The sequence below is a fragment of the Azospirillum terrae genome, from assembly GCF_053470425.1.
Window position 1 is genome coordinate 24,136 of sequence record NZ_JBPXMR010000009.1, and the last position, 23,861, is coordinate 47,996.

Here is a 23,861-nt window from a genome sequence, read left to right on the forward strand (position 1 = left end):
GAAAAGCGGTCAGTACGATCTCCCCAGTTGGAAAAAGACGCTTTCGCCGATCCCCTTGGGCGTGTTCATCACGCGCCCGATCAGGCTCGCGCGCAGCTTGCCGATCGTATAGTCGAGCCGGTTGGTCCAGCGCTGGGTGCCCAGCCCCGGATCCTGCTCCTTGACGCCGAGCTGGGAGGTCGAGAAGAACGAGCGCTCGCTGCGGAACATCGACGGCGGTTCCAGCGAGATGTCCGAGGTGAAGTTCAGCCGCTCCATGCCGAAGACGTTGCTCTGGCGGAAGCTGATGCTGCCGGACAGCGTGTCGGTGGCGACCGCCTCGCCGGTCGCCGAGCGGAAGCGGGCGATCTGATAGGTGACGCTGCCGCTCAGGCTGGTGAAGCGGTCGGGGTCGTAGCCGCGGGTGAACTGCGCGTGGATCAGTTGCCCATCGGTGGCCGCGGTGCCGAAGGCGCGGCTGTCGCTGATCGAGACCTGGGCGTAGTCCCAGTTCTTGCCCTCGCGCGCCGAGCGGCTGATGGAAGCCGAATGGCTGAGGCTGAGCAGGTAGCCGGTGTCGGCGTAGCCGGTGCCGACGCTCTGGCTCAGGCTGAGCGCGAACGGCGTCTCGATGTAGGGAAGTTCCAACTGATAGCGGCCGCTGTGGCCGATGTTGACGGTTTCCTGATGGTTCACGCCCGCGCTGGAATGGCGGGCGGTGGCGCCGGCGGACGAGTTCCAGTTCCAGTCGAAGCCCATGAGCTGCTGGCTGGCCGAGGTGTAGGAGAGATTGGTGCGCGTCCCGTAGCGGATCGCCGAATTGCTGGTGGGGGTCGTCGCGACCTGCTGCTGCTTGCTGGCGTCGTAGCCGGCGTCGAAGCCGATGTTGCCGATCAGGCGCGGCGCGAACAGATAGCTCGCCCCCAGATCGACGAAGGCGGTCTGGTAGGCACTCTGCGTCCGCTGGTTGGTGTTGGTGTAGATCGCCGTGCCGTTCTGGCTGTAGGTGCGCATCGCCGCGGACACGCCCAGCTCGGGCAGTTCCTTCGGGCGCCACAGGGCGGTGGAGACCCCCTGGAAGACGAGGTTCTTCTCGCTGTAGACTTGGCTTTCCAGCGTGCTGTAGCGGATCGTCGTGACGCTTTCGGTGGTGACGTCGAGGAACGGGACCGAGCGATAGCGCCACGACAGGCTGCTGGCCCGGCCGAGTTCGCTGGTGCCGTCCGGGCGCGAGAAGTCGCGGTCGCGGTAGGTCAGCCGCAGGTTCACGTCGTCCTTGTCGAACGACCGCGTCGCGCTGATGTCGGCTTCTTTGTAGTTCTCCTGGAAACCGTCGTCCGAGCGGGTTCGGGAGACGCTGAGCGTGGTGCCGATCGACGTCTTCTCGAATGAGAGAATGCGCGATTGAAGTTGGAAACTGTCGCCGGTGATGTCGCTGGCCGCACCCGGACTGCCGGTGCCGTAGCTCAGCGCGCTGTTGTAGCGGTTGTAGGAGATCTCGACCGGGTAGAGGCTGCGCGGCAGGATGCCGATGGTCGCGTTGCCGGTCAGCATCAGCGAGCTTTCGCTCGATGACTGAGAGCTGCCGACCGCCTTGGTGACGTTCAGCGTGCCGGTCACGCCGGCAAGCCAGGGGGCATAGACGTAGGTCGACCCCTCCAGCGACTGCGTCACCGCCTGCCGCATGGTGCGGGTGCTCTCCCCCGCCGCGCGGGCGGAGGAGATGCTGTAGCTCGTCCCGCCGCCCCAGTTTAGGGCCGGCCAGTCAAAGCCCGACAGCAAGTCCTCTGCCGCGGCGGGCTGGGCGAGGAGGGCGGCGACAACGATGCAGCCGCAATGCAGGAGAGGGCGCATGGCTCATGCCCCCTTGGCGCTGCCGCGGGCTCAGTTCCGCGCGGCAGACGGCTTCGGCTTGAAGGGTTCGTCGATCCAGATCTTCGTCTCGCGGCGCAGCTTTTCCGCCAGTTCCGCCCAGCGTTTCTCGCCGGTGTTGCGGCGGTACAGCTCGGTGGCCCGCTCGCGCACGTCCTCCAGCTTGCGGACCTGCGCGGGCAGCCGTTCGGTGAGCTGGAACACGCCGTAGCCTTGCAGCATCAGGAGCGGTTCGGACAGCTTGCCGATAGCCAGCTTCTCAAGGGCTTCCTCGATTTCGCCGGGCAGCATGCCGCGGTGCAGGTAGCCCATGTCGCCGCCGTTGTTGGCCGAGGGATCGTTGGAGTGCATCTTGGCCAGATCGGCGAAGGACTCGCCCTTGAGCAGGCGGGCGCGGATGCGCTCGGCCTCCTGCCTGGCGGCATCCCAGGTCTCGCGCGGAGCGGACGGATCGACCTTCAGCAGGATCACCGAGACGCGAGTGCGCTGGGGCTCGGTGAAGGACGAGATGTTGTCCTTATAGAAGGTCTTGAGCTGCGCCTCGGTCGGCGCGGCGACATCGCGCACCTGCGCCTCGAGGCGGGCGCGCAGGCTGTTCTCGCGCATCTTCTCGCGCAGTGCCGGAATCGCCTCTTCGCGCATCTGCGGCCACTGCGGGCTGTCCTTGTACTGCTTCTCGAAGCCGGCGAGACGCTCTTCCACGGCCGCTTCGTCCGGCCCGATCCCACGCTTCCGGGCCTCGGCCAGCACCAGCCGCTCGGTGATCATCTCACCCAGCACCTTCTGGCGCAGCTCCACGAGCCGCTCCGGGGTCACGCTGCCGTGATAAAACGATTGCCGCACTGTCCGAGCCAGCACGGCATCCAATTCCATCATGGTGATGGGAGCGGACGCGACCTTCGCGATGATCGCGTCGGCGGGCCGATCCTGGGATTGGGGGTAGGCCGAAGTCGGCAACAGGATCGCCGCAGAGGCGATCCACGATGCCAGAAGCAGACCGCGCTTCATGGGATTTCCTTTCTGATTCCGGCCGGGCGGCGGGTGCCGTCCGGCCGGATTTCAGGACTTTATAACCAAATGCCTAACTATTTCGTATGGCAGGTCAGGCACACTTGGCTGTTGGTGTTCGGAATGCGCAGGAAGGTCGCGTTGTCCGAGTGCGGATCATGGCAGCTGGCGCACTCGACGTACGGGGTGTCGGTGCCGTTGATGTTGCGCGTGTAGAGGAACATGTCCTTCTTGTCGCGCGCGGCGGCGTCGAGAGAGGCGGCGCCCGCTTCGACGTACCAGACGTTGAGGCCGCCCTTGACGATCTTGGTGGCCTTGGCGAAGTCCTTGTCGAGCGGCGCGTTGTTCCAGTTGGCGTATTCCATGCCGACCGGGTGGTCGTTCTTCAGATCGCCGTCGCACATCAAGCAGGCCAGGCCGGTCATCTTACCGCCGCTCTGGTTGGCGCCGCTCCAGCCGCCGGCGAAGGTCGCGCCGTTGGCGTTGTAGCCGCCCGAACCCGGTGCGTTCAGCACGGTGTCCATGGCCTGCGTGCCGTCATGGCAGCTCAAGCAGGCGAGCGACACCGAGGAGCTGATGAAGCCGACGGTGTCCGCACCGTCGAAGGTCTGCGAGCTGTACATCTTGCCCGCGAAGTCCGCCGGATTGGCGAGCTTCTTGTTCCACAGCGGGGCGACGGCCGTCGTGGACGATCCGTGCGGGGTGTGGCAGAAGACGCAGATTTCGCCGACGTCGGTGGTCTTGTTGATGCCCGGCCCGTCTTTCGACAGGTTGTGCTTCGTGTTGCGGATGCCGGTGAGGCTCTGGGCGTCGGCGGAGCCTGAAAACGCCGCGAACAGACCCGTTACGACCGCAGCCGTCGCCGCCATCAGCGTGGCCGTGCGAACGAACGATAGGCGTTTCATTGTAGTCACTCCTCCAAGCCGTTCTGGTCTTTGGTGTCTTGCCCTGGGCTTTGCATGCCGCATGCCAATGCTAAAAAGCCCGGCAATTCGCGCCTCCCGGCGAAACCGGCGCCCGACACGTCTAAAATGCGGGAAGCCCCCTCCCGGAATCGGGATGTCGCGGCGAAGTTCTCCGGGAAGGGACTTGAGGGATGGGGCTTTTCGCGGCCCGCGCGCGGTCGGGCGTTTGGCCCGCGTGTTGCACTAAAAATTCAGCGCGCTGAAACCGCCGCCGCAATCCGACGGCTGCGGCCAGGGCCAGGGCCACTCTTTCAGCAAACCTCGTTCGCCCGCCGGCTTGACCACATTCTGTCGTTCCCCACGGCCCGCCGAACGGGCACACTGCCAGTAAGGCTTCCGCTCCAGCGAGACCCCCGATGATGAAGAAAGCCCTCCTGCTGCTGATCGCGCTCACCGTCACGGGCTGTGGAACGCAGAACTATTCGGCCACGGTCACGCGCTTCCACCGCGACCTGCCGCCGGCCGGCGAGACCTTCGCCATCCAGCCGCAAAACGACCAGAAGGGCAGCGTGGAGTTCGACACCTACGCCGGCACCGTGGTCAGCCAGATGGTGTCCGCCGGCTACAGGCCGGCCACCCCCGGCAAGCCGGCCGACCTGCTGGTCGAGTTCCGCTACGGCATCGACAACGGCCGCTCGGAACTGGTCTCCACCCCGCTGTTCGCGCGGGACGCCTTCTGGCATCGGCAGAACTGCGCGCGGGTCGCGCCGCCGTTCGACTGCGGCGTACCGCCGCTGGCCTCCAGCGACATCCAGAGCTACACCGTCTTCACCCGCTGGGTCGAACTGAGCGTCGTCGATTCCCGCAAGAAGAGCGCCCAGCCGGTGAAGCTGTTCGAGGGCCGGGCCTACAGCGAGGGCAGCAACCGCAACCTGCCCGAGGTGGTGCCACCGCTGGTTGCGGCGCTGTTCACCGAGTTCCCCGGCCTGAACGGCGAGACGCGCACCGTCGTGGTGGCGCCGGATTGCTGCGGCGCCCCAAAGCGCAAGTAACACCGCCCGGTCCGATTCCAGAATCCGGGAACCACACCCTACGATTCAAGAAAACCTTTAGATCCCACCAAGCAACGGCGCCGCCCCAAGCGGCGCCGTTTTGGTCCGGGCCTTGCAATACCGAGAGTGACATTTGTGCTTCACGCAAGCACGCTCGCTCCGGTGACTGCTATGAACGTCATTTTTTCTGCGTCAGGGACGGCCCGCCGCATGGCGCTGGCCCTGGCGTGCAGCGCGGCCCTGTCGGCCTGCGCGCACTCCCTCCCCTCCCCCTTCGAAGCCGCGGCCAAGCCCGAGCGGCCGGCCGCCAGCCTTCCGACTCCGACCCCCGCGCGCGCCTCCAAGGACCCGTGGTCCCCGCTCGTCCATGAGGCGAGCGAGCGCTTCGGCATTCCCGAACCGGTGATCAGCGCCGTCATCCGCCATGAGAGCGGCGGCCGGGCCGACGCCCGCAACGGCGGCGCGGTCGGGCTGATGCAGGTGACGCGGGACACTTACCGCGGCCTGCGCAACCGTCACGGCCTGGGCGGCAACCCGGCCGACCCGCGCGACAACATCCTGGCCGGCACCGCGTACCTGCGCGACCTGTACGACCGTTACGGCTCGCCGGGCTATCTGGCGGCGTACAACTGCGGTCCGAAATGCTACGAGGCGGCGCTGGCCGGGCGCCAGAAACTGCCGCGCAGCACGATGACCTATATGGCCGCGCTGGCGCACCGCCTGCCGCCGATACAGACCGCCGAACGGCCGGACACCGCGGTCGGCGCCGCCGACTGAACGGGGCGTGCGGTCCCGCATCGTATTCTTCCAGCCCGGCGCCTATAGTGCGCTGCACACCCTGCGGAGAACCGCCCGTGTCCGTAGCCGACACCCTGCACACCGCCATGGCCCACCATCAGGCCGGACGTTTCGACGAGGCCGCGCAGGGCTATGCGACGGTGCTGCGCCTGCAGCCGAAGCATCCCGACGCGCTGCACCTCATGGGCCTCGTCGAGCACAAGCGCGGCAATGGCGACCTTGCCGTGGACTTCATCCGCCGCGCGCTGAAATTCAACCCGAAATGGGCCGAGGTGCACGCCAATCTGGGCGCGGTGCTCTACGACCTCGGTCGGCACGATCCGGCGGCGGCGGCGCTGCGCCAGTCCATCGCGCTGAAGAAGGACCATTACGAGGCGCACGTGACCATGGGGCTGGTCCTGCTCGCCAAGGCCCGGCCGGTGGAGGCGGAGGCGTCGTTCCGCCGCGCCCTCGCCCTGCGGCCGGACAGCGCCAAGCCGCGCATCAAGCTCGCCGACGCGCTGGCGGCGCAGGGCCGGCATGAAGACGCGCTCAGCGTTCTGGACGAGGCCCCGGCGCTGGCCGACGACGGCGCGGCGCTGCTGTGCCGGGGGGCGGCGCTGATGGGGCTCGGCCGCGAAGACGACGCCGTCGCGGCGCTGGACGCCGCCGCGCAACGGCTTCCCGGCGATCCGGGGCCGCACATCGAGATGGGCAACCTGCATCAGGTGCGCGGGCGGTTCGACAAGGCCGAGGCCTGTTTCCTGAAAGCGGCCGAGCTGGACTCCGGCAGCGTCGCCGCCTGGAACAACCTCGGCAGCCTGCGCCAGGACCAGGGCCGCAACGCCGAGGCGCTCCAGGCGTACGGCAAGGCCCGCGACCTGTGCCCGCAGCTGGCGACGGTGCACTACAACATCGGCACGCTGCACGAAGACCTCGGCGCGTTCAAGGCGGCGCTGGCGGCCTACCGCGAGGCGACCGTGCAGGACGCCAATTATGCCGACGCGCACTGGAATCTGGCGCTGCTGAAGCTGCTGACCGGCGACTGGCACGAGGGCTTCGCCGCCTACGAGTGGCGCTGGCGCCGCAACGGCGCCGAGCCGCTGCCCGTCTATCGCAACAGCCAGCCCTGGAACGGCAAGCCGAAGCCCGGACGCAGCATCCTGCTGTTCGGCGAGCAGGGCCTGGGCGACACCATCCAGTTCGTCCGCTTCGCCGGCCGCGTCGCGGCCCTGGGCATGGAGGTGGTGCTGCACGTCCAGCCGGCGCTGGTCCGCCTGTTCCAGGGCTTGCCCGGAATCCGTCAGGTGGTCGCCCGTGACGAGACGCCGCCGCGCACCGACTACCACGCCGCGCTGATGAGCCTGCCGCACCTGCTGCGCCTCGCGCCCAAGGACGCGGCGATGCCCGCTTATCTGGCGGCACCGGCGGAGCCCCGGCGGACGGACAAGCGCCGGGTCGGGCTGGTCTGGGCCGGCAACGCCGGGCACCGCAACGACGCCAACCGCTCGATTCCCGCCGCCCTGCTCGGCGACCTCGTGCGCGGCGCGCCGGATGTGGAGTTCGTCTCGTTGCAGGTCGGGCCGGCGGCGGGCGCTTTGTCCGGCGTTGCGGACGCCGGGTCCGGTTTCACGGATTTCGCCGACACGGCGGCGGTGATCGGCGGGCTCGATCTCGTCATTTCGGTGGACACCGCGCCCGCCCACCTCGCGGGCGCTCTGGGCTGCCCGACCTGGGTGCTGCTGCCGGCGGCGCCCGACTGGCGCTGGGGCCTGGGCCGCGACGACACGCCGTGGTACCCCTCGGCCCGCCTGTTCCGGCAACCCTCCCCCGGCGATTGGCCGGCGGTGATCGCCGCGGTGGGCGCGGCGCTCGGCGGGGCTTCCAAGCGTGCGTAACGTGCTGTGGGCCGTCCTCGCCGCCGTGCTGCTGGTGGGTGGAGCCAACGCCGTGCTGGTGCTGACCGACGTGCTGCCGGCGCTGTCGAACGGCGCCTTCGTGCATCAGACCGACGCCGACAGCTACACCCGTCTCCTGCGCGTCCAGGCCATGTGGCAGGGCGCTTCGCCCCGCTCCACGCAACTGGACGCCATGGCCGCGCCCGAGGGGTTGGACGTGCACTGGGGGCACGTGGTCGAGTACCTGCTGCTGGCGGCCGGCGGGCTGATGGCGCCGGTGCTCGGCTTCGAGCGGGGGCTGTTCTGGGCCGGGCTGTTCTTCGCCCCGGTCATGGAGATCCTGGCCTTGCTGGCGCTCTGCCGCGGCCTGCGCGGTATCGTGCCGTGGTGGGGCATCGGGTTCGGCATGCTGGCGCTGGTGCTGGCGCGCAACGTCACCATCAACTCCGGCGTCGGCCGAGCCGACCACCACGCGCTGGAAGCGTGCCTCGCCGTCGCCGTGCAGGCGTGGCTGCTGCGCGCGGCGCTGCTGGAGGAGGTGCGGCGGCGGGAGACGCTGCTGGCCGGGCTCGCCTGCGGGCTGGCGGTGTGGGCGACGCCGGAGGGGCTCATCATCTTTCTGCCGGCGGTGTGCGCCATCGTGCTGAGCGACCGCGGCGGCGCGCGGCTGGTGACGTTCGCCGGGGCGGCGCTGGCGGTGATGGCGGTGGGGCTGGCGGTCGAGCGGCCGGTGGCGGACTGGCTGGCGGTCGAGCCGGACCGCCTCTCGGCGCTGCAAGTCGCCATCGTCGCCATGCCGCTGGCGGTGGGGGCCGTGGCCCGGCGCGGGTTCTGGCGAACGGGGGGCCTGCTGGCGGTCGGCAGCGCGGTGCTAATCGCGGCGTTTCCCATGCTGCTCCAGGGCGGGTACGCGAACATCGATCCGGTGTCGCGGCAGGCGATCCTCGCCGCCGTCGAGGGCGAAGCGTCGCTGATGCCCAACAGCCCCGAGAACGCCTATTCCTTCTTCTACGACGTCTGGGCCTCAGCGCTGGTGCTGGCGTGGTGCGCGGTCGTGGCCGTGCGGTCGCGGGGAACGGCACCGGCGACGGCGCTGCTGCCCTACCTCGTGGTCGGCATCCTGCTGACCATGCACGCCGCCCGCGTCACCCTGTTCCTGCAATCCTTCGCGGCGGTGCCCTGGGCGCTGATGGTCGTGGCGGCGGCGCGGCACCGGGAGTGGGCCTGGGTTCCGGCGGCGGCGCTGTTCGCCAGCGGCCCGGCGGTGGCCGAGGGGATCATCGCCCCGACATGGTTCCCCACCGCGACGAGCAGCCACCGGCCGCTCTGCGAGTATTCGGACATCGCGCCGACGTTGCGCGCCCTGACGCCCGAGCCCGGCGCCGGGACCATCGTCACCGACCTGTTCCACGGCCCGGAGGTCGCCTACAAGACCGGCTGGAAAACGCTGAGCGGCCCGTATCACCGGGCGGCGGCGAGCATCCTCGACTTGCAGACCATCATGGTCGCGCCCGACCCACGGAGCAGCGAGGCGACCGCCCGGCACCGTCAGGTCGGCCTCGTCCTGCTCTGCCGCCGCGAAGGGCCGTACATGCGGCGCTTCTTCATGGAGAACCCGGCGGCGCTGGTGACCCGGCTGTACCGCTCGGCCCCGCCGCCGTGGCTGGAGCCGGTGGCGCTGCCGCCGGCACTGGCGCGCACCTACGTGCTCTACCGCGCGAGGCCGGCGCTGAAAGATTGAGTGGCGCGCTGCAACGTGCGCAGATGGTAGACAGCCTCCGGCTGCGGGAACGGATGCAGCAGCGACGCCGCCACGTTGGCGTGCAGGCCGAGCACCGTCGTGGCGAGCACCACCCCCCAGGCGGCGCGCCGCATCCAGGCGCGCTCCAAGCCGGCGAGCACCGGCAACCCCAGCGCGGCGGCGAGCACCAGGATCGGGAAGAGGTCGTGGACGTAGCGCTCGGTGATGGTCGAATAGAGCAGCACGGGCGCCCCGCCGACGACGCTCCCCGCGAGCAGCGGCCACCAGCGCCGCGCCCGCCCCACTCCCAAGGCCGCCAGCAGCAACAGCGCCGGGTGCGTGTATTGGATGGCGAGGAACGGCTCGATGTTGTCCATGTTGGTGCCGCGGCAGGCCTCCAGGCCGGGCGGCAGCGGCTCCGGCGGCATCCAGATGCCCGTCGCCGGGCCGATCCAGGGGAAATTCGGGCCAACGCGGACCGAACCGAACGAGGCATAGGCGGCCAGCGTGCAGGGCACGTTGCTGAACTGGAAGATGCCGAGCTTCACCCGCTTCAGCCGCACCGGGTCGCCGATGTAGAAGCCCTGCCGGTCCATGGGCGGGCTGGTCTGGTCGAACTTCAGGTGATTGACCGCCAGCGGCGTCACCGCCGCCATGCCGACCAGCAGCAGCCCGGTAGCGGCCAGCACCCGCCCGCGGCCGAGCAGGCGGGGCAACAGCACCAGCCCGGCCGCGACCACCACGCCGCCACCGGTGCTGATCCGGCCGTTGAGCGCCAGCAAAATTGCGACGATGGCGACCGCCAGCGCCCACGGCCGGCCGTTCGCCCCGTATTCCGCCAGCGCCCAATAAGCCAGCAGCGCAAAGGCGCCGCCCCACAGGATGGCCTCGTGGTAGGGGATCGGGTTGCCGGCCAGGAAGATCAGCGAACTGCCCAGCGCGCCCGCCGAGCCGAAGGCGGTCGCCCAGACCAGCCGGCGGGTGCCGGAGAGGTCCGTGCCGTCCAGCGCGCGGCGGGCGATCAGCACCATGGCGGCGTAGCTCAGCAGCAGCGCCGCCAACACCATGAACCGCGCCCATTGGAAGACGCAGGTCGGGCACACGGCGTTCAGCGGGATGCGCAGCAGCGACGGGGTCAGGCCAAAATAGCCGTAGCACGCATCGCCGATGAAGAAGGCCTCGCCCTTCAGCACCCCACAGGGCACGTCCAGCCGCCCGGCCAGCAGCGCCGCCGCCTGGGCGTCGAAGAAGCGCCCGGTGACGAGGCTGAGCAGGTCGCGGATCGGCGACACCACCGGCAGCAGGTCGGCGCCCAGCAGCCACAGCCCGACGAGCATAGGTGGGACGGCCCCGGCCACGGGGATCAGGACGGCCGCAAGTTTCCGGGGGACAGACATCGTGCGCTTCCCGGTGCTGGGCAAAAGAACGGGCCCATGTTGCCATGAGCCCGTAAAGGTCGGTCTACTTGGAGGGGAACTGGAAGAACAGGCGTCTTACTGCTTGACGCCTTCGATCTCGAGGAACAGCTCGAGGTCGTCGCCGATGGCCGGGACCGAATAGGTCAGGCCGAAATCCGAACGCTTGATCTTGGTGGACGCCGACAGGCCGGCCATCTGCACTTCCTTGCGGAACGGGTGGGCACCGGCGTTGTTCAGAACCGCGTCCAGCACCACCGGCTTGGTGACGCCCAGCATGGTCAGGTTGCCGTGCACCTTGGCGGCCTTGTCGCCGGTCTTCTCGACCTTGGTGCTGACGAACTTCATCTCCGGGAACTCGACCGCGTTCAGGTAGTCGGGCGAGCGCAGGTGGTCGTCGCGCTTCTGGTGGTTGGTGTCGACGCTCTCGGTCTTAATGACGACTTCGACCTTGCTGTTGGCCGGCGCGTCCTGGTCCAGCGCGAAGGCGCCCGAGACGGTGTTGAAGCGGCCCCAGATGTTCGAGTAGCCGAGGTGATTGACCTTGAAGACGACGCTGACGTGCGCCGGGTCCATCTTGTAGGTGTCGAGCGCCAGAGCGGGGGTGGCGGCACCGGCGAAGAGGCCGGCGAGGATCAGGGCGGAAGCGAAGGTCTTCATGGCGGTGCTCTCGCGGACAGGGGACGGGGGTACTGACCACCGCTCTGCAAGCGGCAGGCCACACCCGGAAGCCCGGCATTTCCGTGACGCGGGACCCGCGTCCTTCCCGAAGCCGGGAAGCGGCGCCGGTCATTCCCGGGAACGGGACGGCCGCCGCCCCGCGCCCTCGGCCACATCCGCGATTTCCCGGCATTTTCGGCAATTTGCGCCAACGGCCCTGAACTGCCCCGGTTCTTGCAACCATACCCGAGACTGTTCGTTTTGGAGGGTATGGCCATGCGCACCGGAGTTTTGCGCAAGCTGCTCGGGGGCATCCGCGTCAAGCTGACGGGGTGGCTTCTGGTCTTCGCGGCGATGCCGGCGGTGGGCGGTTTCATCAGCGTCGTCGGCAGCGAGGGCGAGTTCCGCGACATGGGGCTCCAGCGCGCGGGCGATGCCGCCGTTCAGATCACCGAGACCATCGACCGCAACCTGTTGCAGCGCTATGCCGACGTACAGGCGTTCGCGCTCAACCGCGCGACGCAGGTCAAGGCGTACTGGAGCACGCCCGACTACCCCAACCCGCTGACCGACGCCATGAACGCCTACATGCGCGTCTACGGCGTCTACAAGCTGATGGCGCTGGTCGATCCGCAGGGCAAGGTGCTGGCGGTGCCGAACGTCGACGGCGCCGGCAAGCCGCTGGACACGCTGTGGCTCTACGACCACCAGTTCAAGGACGCCGAGTGGCTGAAGAAGGCGGTCGCCGGCCAGTTCCTGGAGGGCCGCAACGGCCTGACCGGCACCGTGGTCGAGCCGCCGCAGTTCGTGCCGGAGGTCGCCAGGCTCGGCGGTTCGGACGGCTACAGCCTGGTGTTCGCCGCCCCGGTGCGCGACAAGGACGGCAAGCCCATCGCCGTCTGGGTGAACTTCGCCGACTTCGGCGTGGTGGACGACATCGTCGCCACCGCCTATCAGCACCTGTCGGCCGGCGGCATGCCGGGGACCGGGATCGTGCTGCTCGACCAGAAGGGCCGCACGCTGGCCGAGCTGGACCCGGTGGAGCGCGCCAAAGGTGTGGTGCGCCGCGACCCGGCGGCGCTGGGCAAGACGCCGTGGATCGACAGCGGCTCCGTGGCCGCGGCGGCGGCCATCAAGGGCCAGAGCGGCGCCGTGCTGGCCCGCCACTACGCCAAGGGCACCGAGCAGGCTGTGGGCTACACGCACAGCGCCGGGGCCGGCGACTTCCCCGGCCTGAGCTGGTCGGCGCTGGTGCTGCTGCCCGAGCGCGAGCTGTTCGCCACCATCAACCAGCTGGAAAAGGAAATGCTGCTGATGGGCGCCGGTGCCGCGGTGCTGACGCTGCTGGCCGGGCTGGGAGTCGGCACGCTGATGAGCCGGCCGATCCAGCGCCTGACCACCGCCATGGACCGCCTGACGCACGGCGAGCTGGAGGTGGACGTCCCCGGCACCGCCATGGGCGACGAGGTCGGCGACATGGCCCGCGCGGTGGAGGTGTTCAAGGAGAACACCATCGCCATGCGCCGCCTGGAACAGCAGCAGAAGGAACGCGACGCCCGCGCCGAGATCGAGAAGCGGCAGATGATGCAGCAGCTCGCCGACAGCTTCGAGGCGAGCGTCAATCAGGTGGTGCAGACGGTGGCCGCCTCCTCGACGGAGCTGGAGTACACCGCGCAGTCCATGGCGCAGACCGCCGACCAGACCAGCCGCCTGTCGTGCGTGGTCGCCGGGGCGGCCGAGGAGGCGACGCGCAGCGTGCAGAGCGCGGCGTCGGCCGCCGAGAGCCTCGCCGCCTCCATCGAGCAGATCAACGCCAAGGTCTCGCAGTCCAGCAGCATCACCCACGCCGCGGTGGACCGCGCCAATGGCAGCCAAGCGAACGTGCAGTCGCTGAACCTCGCGGCGCAGAAGATCGGCGAGGCGGTCAGCCTGATCCACCGGATCGCCGGGCAGACCAACATCCTGGCGCTGAACGCCACCATCGAGGCGGCCTCGGCCGGCGAGGCCGGCAAGGGCTTCGCGGTGGTGGCGACCGAGGTCAAGCAGCTTGCCATGCAGACGGCAAAGGCGGCGGACGAGATCCGCCACCTGATAGCCTCGGTGCAGACGGCGACGGGCGACGCCACGGCGGCGATGACCGACATCGGCGCCATCATCGGCCGCATCGACGAGGTGGCGGCCGACATCGCCGCGGCGGTCGTCCAGCAGCACACCGCAACGCTGGAGATCGCCCGCAGCACCCAGATGGCGGTGGCGAGTACGGTGGAGGTGTCCGCCAACATCGCCAAGGTCAGCACCGTGGCGAACGACGCGGGGAGTGCCGCGGAGAACGTGCTGTCGGCATCACACGGGGTGACCGAGCAGTCCGGCCTATTGCGCAACGAGGTGGAACGCTTCCTGCGCACGGTGCGGGGCTAAGTTTTTTCAACCCTCTCCCGTCCCGGGAGAGGGTGGCCGCTGAAAGCGGCCGGGTGAGGGTAAAGGCAAGGATCCTTGGATTTACCCTCACCCTCCCGCTCGTGCCGAGCGGGCCCCTCCCTCTCCCGGGGCGGGAGAGGGGTTTACTGCTGCCCCTTCAAGAACTCGCCCAGTTCACGGTCCGTGTGCATCACGTGGCCCTGGATCCAGACGCGCAGCAGGCCGACCACGTCGGACAGCAGGTTGGGGTCCGCCTCCACCCGCGCCACCAAGGCGGAAACCGTCGCCAACAGCGCCTGATGCTCGCGCCCGTGCTCGTGGCGGCCGGGGTAGTGGCTGGCGGCCATCACCGCCTGCTCGGTGGTGAAGTGGTAGCCGGTGTAGTCCAGCAACGCCTGGAGCACCGCCCCCGGCGTCAGATCCTCGGGGTGCTCCCGCAAGGCACGGAGCGCCTGATTGTAGAGTTCGAAGAGCTGCTGGTGCTGCTCGTCGATCTCATGGTGGCCGATGGCGTAGGCGGCGCTCCATTCGAGTTGCGGAATGCGCGATTCCATGGTCGTTCCCTTTCCCGATGCGGCAAAACGGGAAACGGGGCGCGGAGCGTGCCGCACCCTTCACTCCCCTGCCGATTGGCGTCCGATTCAGGTCTTGTACGTTATGCCGCGGCCGTGCCTCGGGTGCGCCGGCGCGCCGGGCGGCTGCCCTCCAGCGCCTTCAGCGTCGCCTCGCGGGCGCGCAGACCGCGCAGCGTGGCGACCAGCAGCCCGAGCATCACCAGGATCGCCGCCGCGTAGGCCGGCCAGACATAGGCGGCGTAGCCGCCCATCGCGAAGAACTCAGCCATGATCTTACCCCCGGTTTTACCCCCGAGCCTCGCTGAAGCGGAGCGTCTGCACCTTGCGGGCGATGATCTCGCCCCGCACGCGCAGCAGCACGACGGTAACGAAGTAGGACGTGAAGGCCACCGCCATGACCAGCAGCGGCCACAGCATGGAGCCGGCGATGGCCGGGCCGCCCATCTTGATGACGCTGGCCGGCTGGTGCAGCGTGTTCCACCAGTCGACCGAGAACTTGATGATCGGCACGTTGACGATGCCGACCAGCAGCAGCACGTTGCCGGCCTTCACCCCGCGCTCCGGGTCATCGAAGGCGTTCACCAGCGCCATGTAGCCGATGTACAGGAAGAACAGGATCAGCACGCTGGTCAGCCGCGCGTCCCACACCCACCAGGTGCCCCACATCGGCGCGCCCCACAGGCTCCCGGTGAACAGGCACACGAAGGTGAAGCCGGCGCCGATGGGGGCGGCGGCCTTGGCGAACAGGTCGGCCAGCGGGTGCTTCCACACCAAGCCCACCGCGGCGGCGACGGCCATGTTGGTGTAGACGAACAGGCTCATCCAGGCGGCCGGCACGTGGATGTACATGATGCGCACCGTCTCGCCCTGCTGGTAGTCGGGCGGCGAGCCGAACAGGCTGAGGTACAAGCCCAGCACCAGCAGGATGACGGTCAGCCCGGCGCTCCACGGCAGCAGCACGGCGGCGATGCGCAGAAAACGGGCGGGGTTGGCGAAACGATGCATGGCAACGGGTCTCCCTGAAACCGACTCAGGCCGCGGTGAAACGGATCATCGGCCCGGCGGCCGGAACGATGTGGGCGGCGAGCGCGCCGGACGCCTCGAAGCAGGCGCGCGCCCGCTCGGCCGGCAGCACGCACAGCGCCGTGGACAGCGCATCGGCCGTGGTGGCGTCGCGCGCGACGACGGTGACGCGGCGCGCCTGCCGGCTGCTGTGCCCGGTGGCGGGGTCGAAGATGTGGTGGATGCGGCCGGACGGCTCGAAGGGCGTGCCCTGCCCGCTCGACGTGGCGACCGCACGGTCGGCGAGGTCGAGGTCGAGCGCCTCGCCCGGCCCTTCGACAGCGACGCGCCAGGGGACGCCATCGGCGCGCGCGCCCAGCGCGCGCAGCTCGCCCATGTCCACCAGCACGTGGCGGAAACCCTGGTCGCGCAGCAATGCGGCGATGCGGTCGGTGATGAAGCCCTGGGCGATGCCGTTCAGCGTCACCGCCATTCCCGGTTTCGAGAAAGAAATTCCCCGCGCGGAGAACACCACCCCGTCCATTCCCACGGATGCGCGCGCCGCGGCGACCGCGGTTTCGTCCGGTCCGGCGGGATTGGCGCCGGGGATGGCGAAATGGTCGGCGTGCAGCGTCCACAGCGGCTGCACGGTGGGATCGAAGGCCCCCGACGACAGCGCGTGGAAGCGCCGCGCCTGCTCCAGCACCTCGACCAGCTCGGCCGGCGGGGTGTCCAGGCGGCCGTCGCGGTTGAGGCGCGACAACGCGGATTGCGGTTGGAACAGGCTGAAGATCCGCTCCAGCCGCGCCAGCTCGACCAGACAGAGGCCAACGGCGCGCGCCGCCGCCTCGCGGCCGGCGCCCTGGAGCGTCAGGCTGGCCGTGGTGCCCAGCGCCGCGCCGGACCAGCGCACCGCCTCCTCCGCACGCGCGGCCGGTGCCAGGCCGGTCAGGCTGGCGGCGGCGGCGATGGTCAGGAAGCGGCGGCGGGTGAGGCTCATGGTCTTTGTCTCTGGGGCCGGGTCTCGGTCGATATCCCGTGCATGCGATGCACATGGCGCGCCACCCCCGGCGCAGGGCTGGCATGGGCGTTGCTACCCCACGGCAGCCCGCCTTCCCACCGTTTTCCCGCAGAGACCCCCGATGTCATCGGCCGAGCCTGAGATCGCCCCGCGCCGCACCGGCCGCGCCCTCATGCTGGCCGCGCTGCTGCTGGGTGCGCCTATGCTGGTGCCGCCCGGCGCGCGGGCGCAGGAGGCGTGGCATTTCCTGGCGCCGCACGGCTATGTGGTGACCGGGCATTTCCCGCTGGAGCAAAAGGTGCACGGCATCGACGGGGCGCTGGAGTTGCAGCTGGACGACCGCATCCCCGGCCGGGTGCGGCGCGACTATGCGCAGATGTACTGGTTCGGCACCACCGGCAACCCGGCCATCGAGCAATCGGTGATGGGCCAATGGCTGATCCCGGCGCAGCTCCGGCTGGTGGACCGGCAGGGCGACACGCTGGCCGAGTTCCCGCTCACCTCCCCCTTCGCCGACGTGCAGCCGGTGGCGCTGTCCTCGGCCTGGCCGGAGGAGTTCCTGGTGCTGGTGCAGCAGGGCGGCTTCGGCGCGTTCAACGGCACGCAGGGGTTGGCGCTGGCCGTCGCCGATGGCCGCATCCAGCCGCTGCGCGCCACCGACACGCTGACCGAGGAGGTGCGCCCCATCGAATTGCAGCGTACCATCCGCACCGACTGGCAGATCCTGCCCGGCCCGTCCGGCGCCGAGATTCTTCAGCTGTCCTGCACGCCCGAGGACATCAGCGAGGACGGCTTCCGCGAAATCTTCGCCCTGTACAAACACGGGCGGGATGGCTGGACCTACGAAACGCGTCTTGACCGCGGCTACTGCGCGTGGCACGGCGAGTTCCCACCCCGAGAGCTTTTCCCCTGAGGATGGCCATGCTGGACGAGATCCTCATCAACCCCGCCGTACAGAGCGGCCTGCTGCCCCTGGCGCTCAGCGTCGCGCTGTGCCTGCTGGCGCGCCTCGGCGGCGCCCGCTGGGCGACCGGCGCGGCGGTCGGCGTGGCGTACCTTGTCTCGCACGTCCTGACGCTCGGCCTGCCGCCGCTGCCGCCGGTGTCGGCGCAACAAAAACTGCTGTACGTGGCGGTGGGCTTCCTGGCGCTGGGCATCGCGCTGGACGCCACGGCGGCGCGGCGGGCGGTCCGGCTGGCCGCCGTGGCGGCGGCACCGGTGGCGGCGCTGGTCTGGCTGACGCTGCCGCTGCTGCTGCGCGGCTGGTCCGCCGAGGTCTGGCTCGGGCTGGCCGGCGCGGTGCTCGGCACCATCGTCGTCATGCTGCGCCTGGAGCGCCGGCTGGAGGATGGCGGGGTGGGAAACGGGTTGACCGTCCCGGTCACCATCGTCGCCGCCGCGGTGGGCACCGGCGTGGTGGCGCTGCTCGGCGGTTCGGCGTCGATCCTGCAACTGGCTCTGGCGGTCGCCACGGCGACCGGCGGCTTCCTGCTGATCAACTGGCCGCATCAGCGCCAAGCGGTCGGGGCGGCGCTGCTGCTCGGCCTGGGCGGGCTGGTGCCGGTGCTGGCCGGACAGCTCGTGCTCTACACCAAGACGCCGCCGCTGGCGGTGGCGCTGCTGCTGCCCATCGTCTTCGCCGATTCCCTGGCCGAGCGCATGCCCGTGCGCGCGGCGCTGCGCCCGGTGCTGCTGGGGGCGCTCTGTCTGGTGCCGTTTGCGCTGGCGGTCGCCGCCGCGTGGTTCGGCGCCGAGACGCAGGGCGCCTACACCGGCTGACCGCCCCTCCCTCCCCCGTTCATCCGTCCATCACGGAAGGCCACACCATGAAAGCCCCCGCCATCCTCGCCGCCGGCCTGCTCGCCGCCACCCTGGCGGCCCCCGGCGCGTCCGCGCAGGAGCACGTCCACCAGGAGCGCGCGCCCTACCAGGACCCCTGGATCAAGGGCACGCCCGCCGACCCCAGCGAGGAGTGGACCATCGCCTACGGTGGCCGGCTCTACGACCAGTGGGCGGAGATCCTCGACCAGAACCTGCCGGCGCGCACGCACCTGTCCTACCCCCGGACCGGTGCTGCCAAGGGCGCCGACACGTGGCGCTGCGTCGAGTGTCACGGCTGGGACTACAAAGGCGTCGACGGCGCCTACCGCAGCGGCGCGCACACCACCGGCATCAAGGGCATTTCCGGCATGGCCGGCGCCGACCCGGAGGCGGTGGTGGCGATCCTGCGCAACCCGACGCACCGCTACACGCCGGAGATGATGCCCGACGCCGCGGCCCGCCGCCTGGGCCTGTTCATCTCCAAGGGGCAGCTGGACACCGCGCGCTTCATCGAGCCGGGCACCGCGAAGTTCAAGGGCGACCCGGCGCGCGGCAAGGCGATGTTCCAGAACCTCTGCGCCACCTGCCACGGCTACGACGGCAAGGCGCAGAACTTCGGCAGCAGCAGCGCGCCGTCCTATGTCGGCACCATCGCCGTCGAGGACCCCTGGCGCCTGCTGCACAAGATCCGCAACGGCCGCCCCGGCGAGGCGATGCCCGCCAACATCTGGATGGAGCCGGACACGCTCGCCAACCTCGGCGCCTACGCCCAGACGCTCGACGTGAAGTAAGGGCCACCGTCACCCAGGCCGAACCGCAGGGGTTCTCCTTCCTAGGATGCACCACCCCGCCGTGCGCACCAGACCTCTGGGTCATGGCGGGGGACGGCCGTGGCCGTTAATGTCTGGTCAACCAAGACGAGCCGTTCGGTCAAGAATAAGGCTCCGGAGGAAATGTGGAGGGCCAGCGATCCAGCCCCGGTCCATGGGCCGGCGGGTTGCCGTCCGGCCCGGTTCCATCATCGGTGTCCCGATGGAGCCGGGCCGGGGCTGGACCCCTTCACTCCCGACTGAGTTCCATGACGGCGTCCAGGATGCGGTTGTTCGCCTGCTCCACGCTGCGGATCGCGGCCTTGACGTTCCCGGCCTTGGCCTGAGCCTGCGCCGCCTCGGCCATCTTGGCGGCCTCGGCCTGGGCGGAGAGCAGGCGGCTGCGCTGCGGCGCCGGACGCTCGGCGTCCAGCGCGCGGGTGATGAGCTGGCGGTTGCCGTCGAGGCGCGCGGTCTCGAAGCGCAGTTCGTCCTCCGGCGTGCGGAACACGCGGCTGTAGGTCACCGTGTCGTGGGAGCGCAGGCGGACCACCGCGGCTTCCAGCTTGCCGTGCGCCTCCAGCAGCGGCACCAGCGCCTCGCGGTGCTTGCCGTCCTCGGAGAGCTGGCGCGCCTGCGCCACCAGGGCCTCCACCTTCGGCATGTCGACCACGCTGGTGAGCGCCGAGCCCTTCAGCCGCACCGCCTCTCCCAACGCCTCGCGGAAGACGCCGATGCCTTCGGTCAGTTCGCCATAGCGGCGGCGGTTCTCGGCTTGAGCGACGGCGCCGGCCGGCCCGGCGGACAGGTTCTGTGAAGCCAACTGGCGCAGCGCCGCGGACAGCAGTTGGTCGGCCTCGGGGTTCTGGCCGGCCTTAATCGCCTCCTCGGCCTTGCCGCGCAGGCGCAGCGCCTCGTCCAGCGAGGTGCCGCCGACGGCGCGGGCGCGCTCGATCAGCATGTCGACGAAGCGGATCTTCTGCGACAGCATGTCCCCTCCGGCCGCGTCGGCCTGCGCCCCGAACGCCAGCATCGCCAGCGCCACGGCCGTAGCGCTCCCGGCCTTGGCCCGCGCGGTGCGCGCCGGGCGGGTCGAACGATCCATCATACCCTCCATTCCATGTGCCAAACTTTCCCATGGGGCATCGTCCCGCCGCGGCCTTGCGCCATATCGCTGGCGTGGCCGTAAGGAGATCCGTCATGACGCCGCTGAGCCGGCTGTGCGCCGTCCTGATCCTGTTCGTGCTGCCGCCCGCCGCAGCCGGCGCCGCCGATGCCGTGGCTCCGCCAGCCGACATCGACGCGCTGATCCACCGGAGCGTCGATGCCTACGGCGGTGAGGCGGCGCTGAAGGGCGTCACCGGCATGCTCCAGCGCGGCCGGCTGGTGTCGCTGCGCACCGGCGCCGAAGGGCCGGTGGAGCGAGTCTTCCAGCGGCCGGACCGCTTCCGCATCCGCATCGAGGCGCCGGGCCAGCCGGCGGAGGTGCGCGTTCTGGACGGCCCGCGCGCCTGGAAGGACGGTGCCGAGGCGCCCAAGCCGCTGCGCCAGTCCATCATCCTGCAAGCGGTGCGCTTCAACCTGCCGCTGCTGTTGCTGGAGAACCGCGCCCGAGTGCGCGACCTGGGGCCGGTGACCGACCAGCAGGGCCACGCGCTGCGCGCGCTGGCGGTGCCGCTGGACGAGGGCATGATGCTGGTCGCCGACATGGAGCCGGACAGCGGACGCATCCTGCGCTCGCGCGGGATTCTCGCCATGGGCGGGCAGCAGATGGAGTTCGCCACGCTGTACGACGGTTTCCGCACGGTGGACGGCGTGCTGGTCCCCTTCCGCGAGCAGCACTACGCCATGGGCATGAACACCGGCACTACCACCCTTGAAGCGGTGGAGGTGAACCCCGCCCTGCCGGCAACGGCGTTCCGGCCGTGAACGGTCAGGCGGCATCATGCCCGAGACGACAGTTGTGCATGAGGCGGGATTCCGATGGCTAGGCGCTGCGTTCGAACGGCGTCAGCCCAGACAGCAATTCGCAGGCCAGCCGGGGCCGCTGGAAAAACCCATCGCCCGCGTGCGGCGGCGGGCAAGGCGGTTGCCGATCATGGGAACCGCGCCGGAAACGTTCCCGGAAATGGGCAAGCCGCCCGGAAGGGGCGCCGGTTCACCGGGTCAGGGCAAGCCGGCGCAGGCGACCTTCATCCAGTCCTTGCCGGCGGTCCCGCTCAACGGCCCGCAGTTGGCGTCGGTCCATTGGCCGGCCTTCGCCCAGGTCTTCACCCGCAGAACGGAGCCCATGTAGTAGGGCGCCCGGTAGTAGCGGCCACCGTTGGCCAGTGCGATGACCGTTCCGTTGGTCAGGCCGACCTCCTGCCCGACGTCGTTCAGGTTGGCGAGGAACGCCTTGTTCTTCCAGCCGTGCGGCACCGCGATGTGGCACAGCGAGCACTTGTATTTGGACGTATTGCCGCTGTTGACGTTGGCGATGCGGTCGACATGGTGGCCGTGCAGGTTCTGATTGCTGCCGCCGGCGTCCCAGAAGCCGCTCTTGCGCGTGGTCTTGCCGCCGGCGGTGGCGTAGGCGACGGAGTCATGGCAATGCAGGCACAGATCGTTGGAGTTGCTCGGGTTGCCGGTGTTCTCGCTCCACGGCGCCTTCAGGATGAACTTGTTGCTGGAGCCGTGCGGCCCCCAGGGGTTGCCGTTCTCGTTGCTGGCCGAATTGCCGTCCGGCGTCACCGTGCCGGCGGTCGGCACGTTGCTGCCGTGGCAATCCGAGCAGTACATGGTCTGGGTGCCGACCGCCTTGCTGAACGGGCCCAGCCAGTTGACGTTCATGCCGGTGTTGCCGCGGGTTCCGGGGTCACGCCCGGTGGGGGCCATGACCGGGTGCCAGGAGCGGTGATTGTTGTTTACCCCGCCGGTCCCCGTCTGCTCGCCGGTGTCGTTGGTCGGCGCCTGGAACTCCATCGCCTGGTTGGTGTAGAGCAGCGAGCCGGTCCAGGTGGTGGTCTCGCTCGGCGTGAAATACTTCGACGTGGTGCCGGACAAGGTGCCCAGCGTCGGCGGGCTGATGCCGTAGGCGTAGTTGGAGTGGCACTTCAGGCAGATCTGGTACTCTTTGGTCACGTAAGTCTGGTCGACGTCGGTGGCGGTGCTGACCCCCGGATCGCCGCGCTTGACGGTGAAGCCCGTCGGGTTGGTGCCGAAGGCGCTGGTCAGCACCGACGCGTACGTCGGTTCGACCCCCCAGGTGCCGCGCAGCACGCCCGAGATGGTGTTGCTGTGCGCCGTGGCGCCGGTGTCGTCGTGCACGTGCGTGCCGGCCGTGGTGGCGCCGGAGCCGTCGAAGACCTTGTTCTTCAGCACGCGGTGCGGGTTGTGGCAGTCCGGGCACTCGACGTGCCGGTTGGCGAGGGTGGCCTGCGCCTCGACGCCGTCCTTGTTGATGATGTCGTGCTCCTCGGCGCCCGCGATGGTGATGGGCATGTGCGAGCCGGGCGAGGGCTGGGTGAAGTCGGTCTTGACGTCCGGCACCTCGAAATTGGCGGTGCCCTGACTGGTCAGCACCGTCTTGGCGAAGTTGCCGGCCTTGGAATGGCAGGCGTAGCAGACCTCCTCGGTCGCCGAGCTGCCGCCGGTGTGGTGGCCGCTGCCGTCGTCCGGCCCGTCGGTGCCCTCGCGCAGCAGCCGGCGCGAGCCCTGCACGGTGTGCGGGTCGTGGCAGTTCAGGCAGCTCGCCTGCCAGACCTGGGTGCCCACCGGGAACCCGCGGTCGGTCGCGGCGGTGTTGGTGTAGGTCTCGTTGGCCACCGTGGAGTCGGCGTGCGCCGACTGGGCGTAGCCGTCCTTGGTGTGGCAGGCCAGACAGATCAGGTCGTTCGCCGCGTTGAACGTCGTCGTCGGGCCGTTGTTCTTTTGCAGCCGGTTGAGGCGCAGGAACTTCCGGTTGGCATCGGCCGGGTCGTACAGGTGCGGGTCATGGCAGGTCGTGCACTGCATCTGCCCGTTTTCCAGCGGCAGCGTCGGCCGGTAGCCGATGGCCCGGCTGTCGATGAGGCGCGGTGTGCCGCCGGACAGCGTGGGCTTGCGCAATTCGCCGTCCTTGGCGGCCAGCGCGTCGTCGTAGGTGAACGAGATCGGGTGGTCGTTGCTCAGATCGATGCCGAGGCGGCGGGTGAAGCCGGTGGTGGCGCCTTCACCGGTCGGAATGCCGTCGTCGGGGGCGGTGCCGGTCATGGTGACGGTGGGATTGGTTTTGCCGTTCAGCACGCCGATCTTGCTGATGGCGACCGTCCCATCGTGGCAGGACAGGCAGAGCTTGCTCGACCCGCCCGGCTGGTCGAGGCCGACAGCCCCGGACGGCAGCGAGTCCAGCGACTTCGACGCATAGGTGGTGTAAGTCGCGGTGGACAGTTTGCGGTTCCACAGCGGCCCCACCGGGCTTTTCGTGTTGTCCTGGGTGGCGGCGTGCGGCGTGTGGCAGAACACGCAGACCTGATCCACATCGGTGGACTTCACCGTGTTCGCGGCGGGCGCGTTCTTCGACAGATTGTGCTTGGTCTGGCGGATGTTCGACTGCGTCGTCTGCGCCTGGACGTCCGATGGGAGCACCGCTCCGGCGGCGGCAAGCAGCGCCACAGCCAAGGCGAGGACCCCGCGGCGCGCCCGCGCCATCGGCCGGGTGTTCGGGAATTGCATCAGCGCGTTCGATCTGTTCAGCATCGCCGTCCCACCAATACCGCCGCCAGCGCCGGGCGCGGCTTCGACGCCTTCGATTATGCAAAACTTGGTCCGCTAATACACCCCTGCCGTGCGCCGTTTTCCAACACGATGTTCCCGCATTGTGGAAACCATGCTGCGCTGCCGTTCCCGGATCGGAGATCATGCTTTACAGCGGCGCGGCAAACCGGG

At 69.5% G+C, this 23,861-nt stretch carries 20 protein-coding genes; 9 read left to right on the plus strand and 11 right to left on the minus strand.

The window, feature by feature from the left end:
• Window positions 1–9: 9 nt before the first annotated feature.
• The 3 genes from ACSVDD_RS21095 to ACSVDD_RS21105 form a co-directional block, all read right to left on the minus strand.
• A complete protein-coding gene (locus ACSVDD_RS21095) occupies window positions 10–1,833 on the minus strand; it encodes a hypothetical protein (RefSeq protein WP_448191362.1) in 1,824 nt (607 codons plus the stop codon).
• A gap of 30 nt (window positions 1,834–1,863) precedes the next feature.
• A complete protein-coding gene (locus ACSVDD_RS21100; protein ID WP_448191363.1) occupies window positions 1,864–2,859 on the minus strand; it encodes a peptidylprolyl isomerase in 996 nt (331 codons plus the stop codon).
• Between the two features lie 77 nt (window positions 2,860–2,936).
• Window positions 2,937–3,764 (minus strand): cytochrome c3 family protein, encoded by an 828-nt coding sequence (locus tag ACSVDD_RS21105; protein ID WP_448191364.1) that lies wholly within the window; start codon window positions 3,762–3,764, stop codon window positions 2,937–2,939.
• Window positions 3,765–4,180: 416 nt separating this feature from the next.
• On the opposite strand from ACSVDD_RS21105, the gene ACSVDD_RS21110 reads away from it, so the two are divergent.
• The 4 genes from ACSVDD_RS21110 to ACSVDD_RS21125 all read left to right on the plus strand — a co-directional run bounded on the left by ACSVDD_RS21110 (window position 4,181) and on the right by ACSVDD_RS21125 (window position 9,232).
• A complete protein-coding gene (locus ACSVDD_RS21110) occupies window positions 4,181–4,816 on the plus strand; it encodes a DUF4136 domain-containing protein (protein ID WP_448191365.1) in 636 nt (211 codons plus the stop codon).
• A 210-nt stretch (window positions 4,817–5,026) separates the two neighbouring features.
• Complete coding sequence (locus ACSVDD_RS21115; protein WP_448191366.1) at window positions 5,027–5,593, plus strand: lytic transglycosylase domain-containing protein; 567 nt, start codon at window positions 5,027–5,029, stop codon at window positions 5,591–5,593.
• 77 nt (window positions 5,594–5,670) lie between these two features.
• On the plus strand, window positions 5,671–7,491 hold the full coding sequence (locus tag ACSVDD_RS21120) for a tetratricopeptide repeat protein (protein ID WP_448191367.1): 1,821 nt from the start codon (window positions 5,671–5,673) through the stop codon (window positions 7,489–7,491).
• Window positions 7,484–9,232 carry a hypothetical protein gene (locus ACSVDD_RS21125; RefSeq protein ID WP_448191368.1) on the plus strand — a complete coding sequence of 583 codons (1,749 nt, stop codon included), beginning with the start codon at window positions 7,484–7,486 and terminating at the stop codon, window positions 9,230–9,232. The genes ACSVDD_RS21120 and ACSVDD_RS21125 overlap by 8 nt, the downstream gene beginning before the upstream one ends.
• Here ACSVDD_RS21125 and ACSVDD_RS21130 read toward each other — a convergent pair.
• Window positions 9,202–10,629 carry a hypothetical protein gene (locus ACSVDD_RS21130; RefSeq protein ID WP_448191369.1) on the minus strand — a complete coding sequence of 476 codons (1,428 nt, stop codon included), beginning with the start codon at window positions 10,627–10,629 and terminating at the stop codon, window positions 9,202–9,204. The two genes, ACSVDD_RS21125 and ACSVDD_RS21130, sit on opposite strands and share 31 nt — an antisense overlap.
• A gap of 96 nt (window positions 10,630–10,725) precedes the next feature.
• A complete protein-coding gene (locus ACSVDD_RS21135; protein ID WP_448191370.1) occupies window positions 10,726–11,307 on the minus strand; it encodes a YceI family protein in 582 nt (193 codons plus the stop codon).
• A gap of 276 nt (window positions 11,308–11,583) precedes the next feature.
• Here ACSVDD_RS21135 and ACSVDD_RS21140 point away from each other — a divergent pair, with 276 nt between their 5' ends.
• Window positions 11,584–13,725, plus strand: coding sequence for a methyl-accepting chemotaxis protein (locus ACSVDD_RS21140; protein ID WP_448191371.1), 2,142 nt, complete (start codon window positions 11,584–11,586; stop codon window positions 13,723–13,725).
• A gap of 143 nt (window positions 13,726–13,868) precedes the next feature.
• On the opposite strand, the gene ACSVDD_RS21145 is transcribed toward ACSVDD_RS21140, so the two are convergent.
• From ACSVDD_RS21145 to ACSVDD_RS21160, 4 genes are all read right to left on the minus strand, one after another.
• Window positions 13,869–14,279 (minus strand): bacteriohemerythrin, encoded by a 411-nt coding sequence (locus ACSVDD_RS21145; protein ID WP_448191372.1) that lies wholly within the window; start codon window positions 14,277–14,279, stop codon window positions 13,869–13,871.
• Between the two features lie 101 nt (window positions 14,280–14,380).
• Window positions 14,381–14,569: a heme exporter protein CcmD gene (gene ccmD, locus ACSVDD_RS21150; protein ID WP_448191373.1), complete on the minus strand. Its 189-nt coding sequence runs from the start codon at window positions 14,567–14,569 to the stop codon at window positions 14,381–14,383.
• Window positions 14,570–14,585: 16 nt separating this feature from the next.
• Entirely contained in the window at window positions 14,586–15,305 is a 720-nt protein-coding gene (locus ACSVDD_RS21155) for a heme ABC transporter permease (protein WP_448191374.1), read from the minus strand.
• 25 nt (window positions 15,306–15,330) lie between these two features.
• Window positions 15,331–16,302 (minus strand): FAD:protein FMN transferase, encoded by a 972-nt coding sequence (locus ACSVDD_RS21160; protein WP_448191375.1) that lies wholly within the window; start codon window positions 16,300–16,302, stop codon window positions 15,331–15,333.
• Window positions 16,303–16,444: 142 nt separating this feature from the next.
• On the opposite strand from ACSVDD_RS21160, the gene ACSVDD_RS21165 reads away from it, so the two are divergent.
• Genes ACSVDD_RS21165 through ACSVDD_RS21175 form a run of 3 tightly spaced genes read left to right on the plus strand, consistent with a single transcriptional unit; the run spans window position 16,445 to window position 18,935 of the window.
• The gene (locus ACSVDD_RS21165) at window positions 16,445–17,236 is read left to right on the plus strand and encodes a hypothetical protein (protein WP_448191376.1); all 792 of its coding nucleotides are present in this window, start codon (window positions 16,445–16,447) and stop codon (window positions 17,234–17,236) included.
• Between the two features lie 8 nt (window positions 17,237–17,244).
• Entirely contained in the window at window positions 17,245–18,102 is an 858-nt protein-coding gene (locus ACSVDD_RS21170; protein WP_448191377.1) for a hypothetical protein, read from the plus strand.
• Between the two features lie 47 nt (window positions 18,103–18,149).
• Window positions 18,150–18,935, plus strand: coding sequence for a c-type cytochrome (locus ACSVDD_RS21175; protein ID WP_448191378.1), 786 nt, complete (start codon window positions 18,150–18,152; stop codon window positions 18,933–18,935).
• A 268-nt stretch (window positions 18,936–19,203) separates the two neighbouring features.
• Here the strand turns inward: ACSVDD_RS21175 and ACSVDD_RS21180 are convergent, their stop codons facing one another.
• The gene (locus ACSVDD_RS21180; protein ID WP_448191379.1) at window positions 19,204–20,058 is read right to left on the minus strand and encodes a hypothetical protein; all 855 of its coding nucleotides are present in this window, start codon (window positions 20,056–20,058) and stop codon (window positions 19,204–19,206) included.
• 95 nt (window positions 20,059–20,153) lie between these two features.
• Between ACSVDD_RS21180 and ACSVDD_RS21185 the strand changes: the two genes are divergently transcribed.
• Window positions 20,154–20,882: a hypothetical protein gene (locus ACSVDD_RS21185; protein ID WP_448191380.1), complete on the plus strand. Its 729-nt coding sequence runs from the start codon at window positions 20,154–20,156 to the stop codon at window positions 20,880–20,882.
• A gap of 237 nt (window positions 20,883–21,119) precedes the next feature.
• Here ACSVDD_RS21185 and ACSVDD_RS21190 read toward each other — a convergent pair whose 3' ends face one another.
• A complete protein-coding gene (locus ACSVDD_RS21190) occupies window positions 21,120–23,672 on the minus strand; it encodes a hypothetical protein (protein WP_448191381.1) in 2,553 nt (850 codons plus the stop codon).
• Window positions 23,673–23,861: the final 189 nt, after the last annotated feature.

Coding starts and splice junctions, on each gene's coding strand:
- ACSVDD_RS21095 (WP_448191362.1), bottom strand. CDS start 1,833: ATGCGCCCTCTCCTGCATTGCGGCTGCATCGTTGTCGCCGCCCTCCTC.
- ACSVDD_RS21100 (WP_448191363.1), bottom strand. CDS start 2,859: ATGAAGCGCGGTCTGCTTCTGGCATCGTGGATCGCCTCTGCGGCGATC.
- ACSVDD_RS21105 (WP_448191364.1), bottom strand. CDS start 3,764: ATGAAACGCCTATCGTTCGTTCGCACGGCCACGCTGATGGCGGCGACG.
- ACSVDD_RS21110 (WP_448191365.1), top strand. CDS start 4,181: ATGATGAAGAAAGCCCTCCTGCTGCTGATCGCGCTCACCGTCACGGGC.
- ACSVDD_RS21115 (WP_448191366.1), top strand. CDS start 5,027: ATGGCGCTGGCCCTGGCGTGCAGCGCGGCCCTGTCGGCCTGCGCGCAC.
- ACSVDD_RS21130 (WP_448191369.1), bottom strand. CDS start 10,629: ATGTCTGTCCCCCGGAAACTTGCGGCCGTCCTGATCCCCGTGGCCGGG.
- ACSVDD_RS21135 (WP_448191370.1), bottom strand. CDS start 11,307: ATGAAGACCTTCGCTTCCGCCCTGATCCTCGCCGGCCTCTTCGCCGGT.
- ACSVDD_RS21140 (WP_448191371.1), top strand. CDS start 11,584: ATGCGCACCGGAGTTTTGCGCAAGCTGCTCGGGGGCATCCGCGTCAAG.
- ACSVDD_RS21145 (WP_448191372.1), bottom strand. CDS start 14,279: ATGGAATCGCGCATTCCGCAACTCGAATGGAGCGCCGCCTACGCCATC.
- ccmD (WP_448191373.1), bottom strand. CDS start 14,569: ATGGCTGAGTTCTTCGCGATGGGCGGCTACGCCGCCTATGTCTGGCCG.
- ACSVDD_RS21155 (WP_448191374.1), bottom strand. CDS start 15,305: ATGCATCGTTTCGCCAACCCCGCCCGTTTTCTGCGCATCGCCGCCGTG.
- ACSVDD_RS21160 (WP_448191375.1), bottom strand. CDS start 16,302: ATGAGCCTCACCCGCCGCCGCTTCCTGACCATCGCCGCCGCCGCCAGC.
- ACSVDD_RS21165 (WP_448191376.1), top strand. CDS start 16,445: ATGTCATCGGCCGAGCCTGAGATCGCCCCGCGCCGCACCGGCCGCGCC.
- ACSVDD_RS21170 (WP_448191377.1), top strand. CDS start 17,245: ATGCTGGACGAGATCCTCATCAACCCCGCCGTACAGAGCGGCCTGCTG.
- ACSVDD_RS21175 (WP_448191378.1), top strand. CDS start 18,150: ATGAAAGCCCCCGCCATCCTCGCCGCCGGCCTGCTCGCCGCCACCCTG.
- ACSVDD_RS21180 (WP_448191379.1), bottom strand. CDS start 20,058: ATGGATCGTTCGACCCGCCCGGCGCGCACCGCGCGGGCCAAGGCCGGG.
- ACSVDD_RS21185 (WP_448191380.1), top strand. CDS start 20,154: ATGACGCCGCTGAGCCGGCTGTGCGCCGTCCTGATCCTGTTCGTGCTG.
- ACSVDD_RS21190 (WP_448191381.1), bottom strand. CDS start 23,672: ATGCTGAACAGATCGAACGCGCTGATGCAATTCCCGAACACCCGGCCG.